The sequence below is a fragment of the Bradyrhizobium oropedii genome, assembly GCF_020889685.1.
Lineage (GTDB): Bacteria > Pseudomonadota > Alphaproteobacteria > Rhizobiales > Xanthobacteraceae > Bradyrhizobium > Bradyrhizobium oropedii.
This window is the reverse complement of record NZ_JACMYO010000314.1, coordinates 1-5440: the sequence shown is the minus strand read 5'-3', so window position 1 is coordinate 5440 and position 5440 is coordinate 1. Positions and strand designations below refer to the sequence as shown.

Sequence of the window (5440 nt, the reverse complement as noted above, 5' to 3'; positions counted from 1 at the left end):
GAGACTGCGACCGATGAGGAGATCTGCGCCGATCCCGATCTTGCCGACAACGACCAGCGGCTGAACCGCGCCTGGAAGGCGCTGCAGCCGCGGCTCGACGACGCGACGCGGCGCGCGCTGATCGACGACCAGCGCAACTGGGTGAAGAGCCAGACCGAGGAGTATCCGGAATTCCTGCATCCGGCCTGGAACAAGCAGTCATCGCAGGTGCACTTCACCGTCGATGCGCGCGATCACGTCAACGGCTTGCAGCGCGAACGGCTGGCGCTGCTCGAAGGCTTTGACGACAAGCGCAGCGGCCTTGCCGGCGTCTGGCTCGCCTATAACGCCATCATCAAGGTCACCGCCGACAAGGACGGCGCCGTGAAGGCGATCGGATGGAAGTGGGACCAGGGCGACTGGAAGGCGGGCTGCGACTACGAGATGACCGGCAAGATCACGGGCGGCGCATTCCGCTCCGACGAGCGGCGCAAGAACCCGGATACGCTGGAGCGCGACCACGCCATGCTGATCGTCAACCGGCAGGACGATGCCTTTGCTAAAAAACGCACCGACAAGGACGGCACCGAGGACAGCGCCGACGAGGCGAAATGCAAGCGCCGGCTCGACAACTCCTCGACCGCGCGGCTGTTTCCCGCCCGCCCCTCGCCCGACATCGACAATTTCAAGGGCTCGATCCGCTGAAGAGTCGGATGGCGGGCTGTTGCGGTCACAAATTGCGCGTCTGCCTGTCGCCATAGGCGATCACGAAGGCGACCGTCCCGAACATCATGGTTACGGCGATGACGACGAGAATGGTATCGAGGGTCATGGCAGTCCTCCAAGGTTGACGAATCAAGGCTAGTGCGCCGACCGGAAGGAACCTTGCGGCAGATCAATTTTCCGAGGAGATCGATTGTTGGTGAAACCATGCGATCGGCTTTCACGTAGGCTCGGGCAGTCGCCACGGAGCATCCGCGTGCGCGCGATCGCCCTCATTGCCGCCATCCTGTTCGCCCTCACCTCGCCCGCAGCAGCCGATGACGTCGCCACGGCGCAAGGCGTGATCCGCGCCCAGGAGCAGGCGTTCGGCCGCGACGACGCCGCCGGCGCCTATTCCTACGCCGCGCCCGCGATCCGGCAGATCTTTCCGCAGGCCGACATTTTCATGTCGATGGTGCAGAGCCAATACGCACCGGTCTATCGGCACAGGAGCTTCGAGTTCGGCGAGGCGCGCAGCGACGGCGACCGGATCGCGCAGCGCGTGCACATCGTCGATGCCAATGGCGAGGCGTGGGAGGCGCTCTATACGCTGGAGCGACAGGCCGACGGCAGTCTGAAGATCACCGGCTGCTCGCTGCTCAAGGCCGGCCAGTCGGTGTGATCAAGGGTCGATTCCTATTTGGCATGATCCCCGCGCAAACGCTCCTCGCGTTTGTCGCGAGGAAAACCGCTTCGTACTTTTCCAGATCAAGCCATTGCGAGCCGCTGCCGCGACCGCATCAAGAGCAGCAGGATGATGCTGACATTGAGCAGGTTCCAGGCGAGGCCATTGGCGAAGGCCGCGGCATAGGAGCCGGTGGCGTCGAAGATCACGCCCGAGATCCAACCGCCGAACGACATGCCGAACACCGAAGCGAAGATCACGATGCCGATCCGGGTCGCAGCCTCCGACGCCGGCATCGCCTCGCGCACGATGATGGCGTAGCTCGGCACGATGCCGCCCTGGAACAGGCCGAACATCGCCGAGATGACGTAGAGCGAGGTCAGGCTGTCGAAGAACAGATAGAACAGCAGCGCCGAGCCCTGCGCGATCGCGCCGATCAGCAGCGTGCGGATGCCGCCGATCCGGTCGGCGAGGAAACCGGAGCCGATCCGGCTGATGATGCCGAAGCCGAGCATCAGCGACAGCATCTCGGCGCCGCGCGCCACGCCGTAGCCGAGATCGCCGCAATAGGCGACGATGTGGACCTGCGGCATCGCCATCGCCACGCAGCACGAGATCGATGCGAGCGACAGGATCGCGGTCAGCGCGTTGGTGGAAAGCCTGAGGTCGACCCGCGGCGGTGCCGCGTTGACGTGGTTGCGCCTGACCGCGGCCCCCATCAACAAGCGCAGCAGCATGAGCGCCAGCGTCATGCCGAGCGCGGTGAAGATGCCGATCGCGATGTGGGTGGTGCGCCAGCCGACGCTCTGGATGCCGAAATTGACCAGCGGCGGCCACACCGTGCCGCCGACATAATTGCCGCTCGCGGCGATCGCGACCGCAAGGCCGCGGTAGCGCTCGAACCAGTGCGACGCCTCCGCCATCAGCGGGCCGAAGGTCGCGGCCGACGACAGGCCGATCGCGAAATGCAGCAGGATGAAGGCCCAGACCGAGGGCGCGTAGCCGGCGCCGATATAGCCGAGGCCGAGAATGCCGATCCCGGCGCCGATCGCCGCGACGATGCCGAAGCGGTCGCTGATCTTGCCGGTCACGACCTGGCCGATGCCGAAGCCGAGCATCACCATCGTGAAGGCGAGCGAGGCCGTTCCGCGGGTCGCGCCGAAGTCGGTCTGCACCACCGGCAGCGCCACCACGACGGACCACATGCCGACGCTGCCGAGCGAACCGATCACCACGGCCACGACAAGACGCAGCCATGCCCGGCGCGAGTCGGGAATGAACAATGCGGCTTCGGGGGAATATTCAGAAGAAATTACCACGGCACGCGGAACTTCGTCGGCATTTGCCTCAAGGTCAAGCGCGTTGCCGAGAGATTAGGCATGCAGCAGCAAGGGGACGCGCCGAACTCACCGACGCGTGAAGTGCCTCAATTGCCGTAGTTCGGATCCTGTGCCTGGAACGCGCCGCACTTCGCGCCGACGCCGAACCGCTGATCGAAATCCACGGTGCCGCCCCCGACCGGTATGCGGGTCGGCGGCAAGCCGCGCGTGTACTGGTCGACGGTGACGGACTTCTTGTCGGCGCTCATCGTCACATGCACCGGCTCGAGATCCTTGCCCTTGTTGAGCTCGGTCAGATCGAGCGTGTAGAAGCCGTCCGCTGTCTTGCCCGCAGCCATGCCGCCGTGCGGCGCGAAGACGACGGATTGCGGCAGGTAGACCTCCATCAGGACGCCGTTACCCTTGCAGGAGATCATGCGGACCAGCCAGGTCCGGTCGTCCGGCAGCGTTGCGGCTGATGCCGGCGCCAGAAACAGCGCAATTGCGGCGGCAAATCCTGCTGTCACGGTTCGACCTGTCCGGTTCGACATCGATGCCTCTGGCGGCTGAGCGGCGTTGCTGGCATTTCGTCGGAGACCGGGCTGCGAAAGTTCAATCCGTATTGTGCGCCGCAGGGATCGCAGCCCAACCGATCGACCGGGAATATCGGCCATCGAACCGCGATCCATGCTGACGAGAAATACTGCTACAATGCGAGCCGGTTCACACTGGCGGCTCGCCGTCCGGAGCTATCATGCCGCCGGATGGCGCGCAGCTCGCAGGGTAGTCGAATCGAAGCGCACACTGTCGGAGGATCGTCATGCATTCGTCGTCAGCAGAGTGGTTACCCGTTGCGTCAGCGCCGTCGGACCGGGAGCTCGAGGTCTGCGTCCTCGACTATGACGGCATGGTTCATGCGCTGATGTTCCCGTGCCACCGGGACGGCGGCGAATGGGTCGGCCATGCCAGCAGCAAGCCTCTCGACATCCAGCCGACGCATTGGCGCAAGTGGATGCAGTCCGCCAACTAGCGGCGGCCATGACCGGCCCGAGACGGCCAACGCCGATCTCGCGCCGGTCCATGGATTGAGCTAGGATTGCCATGTGAGGTTCAAGGGTGGGCCAGGAGGCTCGTCATGGAATCACACGTGGTCCCCTTCGAAAATCGCTGGACCAACGGCCAGCATGCCTGGGAGTGGCATTGCGAGCTCGAGCGGCTGGGCGTGCCGACGGTCCGGACGATGTATTGCGAGCATGAGACGCATTATCGCAATCAGTCGGCGGTGGTGTTCGACATCCCCGCCGGCTTTGTCCATGACTGGCTGGCCTTCCACGACCGGCGCGCCGCCCGGCAGCAATTGCTGTGGCGCGCCAGCGTCATCGGGCTCGGCATCATCGCCGCATCGGGCGCCGTGCTCGGCGTGCTCAGGTAGAGGTCGCGCCCCCTCCCGCGGAACGGCCGGACGGTCCGGATCCGTCCTTCCCGGCCCGGAATCCCGATGGCCTGACGCCTGCGACGTCCCGCGCAGCCCTCGGACGGCACTTATTAACCCTTTGCTAACCATACACCCGGCAAGAATTGCCGAGTGAAGTCGAGTGTCGTCGAACGCGTCTAACGGGCGGAGATCCCCGTGAACGCCAGCGCGGTGCCTCACTTTCGGAACGGCGGCCCAGCGGCCGTCGCGCAGACGCTTGGCGGCCGCGGCCGCCAGTCGCGAGGGAGAGCGGCTACCATGGTCGACGTCACGGCGGGTCAGGGCACGGCAGGCAAGAGCGGATTGCCGAGCCTCGGCGAGATCGGCGACATCCTGAAGCGCGGCGATCTCGCGCTGGCGCTCGGCGTTCTCACCATTCTGGTGGTGCTGATCCTGCCGCTGCCCTCGATCGTGCTCGACCTTTTCCTGGCGGTCTCGATCACGGTCTCGATCCTGATCCTGATGACCTCGCTGTTCATCCAGGCGCCGCTGGAATTCTCGTCATTCCCGACCATCCTGCTGATCTCGACCATGCTGCGGCTGTCGCTGAACATGGCCTCGACCCGGCTGATCCTGAGCCATGGTCACGAGGGCACGGCGGCTGCCGGCCACGTCATCGAGGCCTTCGGCAACTTCGTGATGGGCGGCAACTTCGTGATCGGCATCATCGTGTTCGCGATCCTGGTGATCGTGAACTTCGTGGTCATCACCAAGGGTTCGGGCCGCATCGCCGAAGTCGCGGCGCGCTTCCAACTGGACTCGATGCCCGGCAAGCAGATGGCGATCGACGCCGACCTGTCCGCCGGCCTGATCGACGAGAAAGCCGCCAAGGAGCGCCGCAAGGCGCTGGAGGACGAAAGCGGCTTCTTCGGCGCCATGGACGGTGCCTCGAAATTCGTCCGCGGCGACGCCATCGCCGGCCTTTTGATCGTCGGTATCAACATCGTCGGCGGCATCATCATCGGCGTCGCCCAGCAGGGCCTCTCCTTTAGCGAGGCCGCTCGCAGCTACACCGTGCTGACCGTCGGTGACGGTCTCGTCACCCAGGTGCCCGCGCTGATCGTCTCGACCGCCGCCGGTCTGCTGGTCTCCAAGGCCGGTATCACCGGCGCCGCCGACAAGGCGCTGATGCGCCAGCTCTCCGGCTATCCGCAGGCGCTCGGCATGTCGGCCGGCGTCATGCTGGTGCTGGCGCTCCTGCCGGGCATTCCGACGCTGCCGTTCCTCGCGCTCGGCTCCGGCGCCGCGATGCTGGCCTGGAATGCGCGCAAGCAGAAGCGG

At 65.4% G+C, this 5440-nt stretch carries 7 protein-coding genes; 5 read left to right on the top strand and 2 right to left on the bottom strand.

The annotated features are described in order from the left end of the window. Window positions 1–684 (top strand): lysozyme inhibitor LprI family protein (locus tag H8A95_RS41350; RefSeq protein WP_229188222.1); only part of this gene is annotated, 684 nt, incomplete at its 5' end. Window positions 685–958: 274 nt separating this feature from the next. Beyond that, window positions 959–1363, top strand: a complete 405-nt coding sequence (locus tag H8A95_RS41345) for a DUF4864 domain-containing protein (RefSeq protein WP_420839539.1) — start codon at window positions 959–961, stop codon at window positions 1361–1363. Between the two features lie 86 nt (window positions 1364–1449). On the opposite strand, the gene H8A95_RS41340 is transcribed toward H8A95_RS41345, so the two are convergent. Both H8A95_RS41340 and H8A95_RS41335 read right to left on the bottom strand, forming a co-directional pair. Further along, window positions 1450–2649: an MFS transporter gene (locus H8A95_RS41340; RefSeq protein WP_229188221.1), complete on the bottom strand. Its 1200-nt coding sequence runs from the start codon at window positions 2647–2649 to the stop codon at window positions 1450–1452. 143 nt (window positions 2650–2792) lie between these two features. Then, complete coding sequence (locus tag H8A95_RS41335; protein ID WP_229188220.1) at window positions 2793–3236, bottom strand: hypothetical protein; 444 nt, start codon at window positions 3234–3236, stop codon at window positions 2793–2795. A gap of 269 nt (window positions 3237–3505) precedes the next feature. On the opposite strand from H8A95_RS41335, the gene H8A95_RS41330 reads away from it, so the two are divergent. The 3 genes from H8A95_RS41330 to H8A95_RS41320 form a co-directional block, all read left to right on the top strand. Next, window positions 3506–3715, top strand: a complete 210-nt coding sequence (locus H8A95_RS41330; RefSeq protein WP_163160755.1) for a hypothetical protein — start codon at window positions 3506–3508, stop codon at window positions 3713–3715. Between the two features lie 105 nt (window positions 3716–3820). After that, window positions 3821–4117: a hypothetical protein gene (locus tag H8A95_RS41325; RefSeq protein WP_229188219.1), complete on the top strand. Its 297-nt coding sequence runs from the start codon at window positions 3821–3823 to the stop codon at window positions 4115–4117. Between the two features lie 198 nt (window positions 4118–4315). Continuing rightward, window positions 4316–5440 (top strand): FHIPEP family type III secretion protein (locus H8A95_RS41320; protein WP_229188218.1); only part of this gene is annotated, 1125 nt, incomplete at its 3' end.

Excerpts from the sequence above, each read along its gene's own strand:
- H8A95_RS41335 (WP_229188220.1), bottom strand. The coding sequence starts at position 3,236 with ATGTCGAACCGGACAGGTCGAACCGTGACAGCAGGATTTGCCGCCGCA.
- H8A95_RS41330 (WP_163160755.1), top strand. The coding sequence starts at position 3,506 with ATGCATTCGTCGTCAGCAGAGTGGTTACCCGTTGCGTCAGCGCCGTCG.
- H8A95_RS41325 (WP_229188219.1), top strand. The coding sequence starts at position 3,821 with ATGGAATCACACGTGGTCCCCTTCGAAAATCGCTGGACCAACGGCCAG.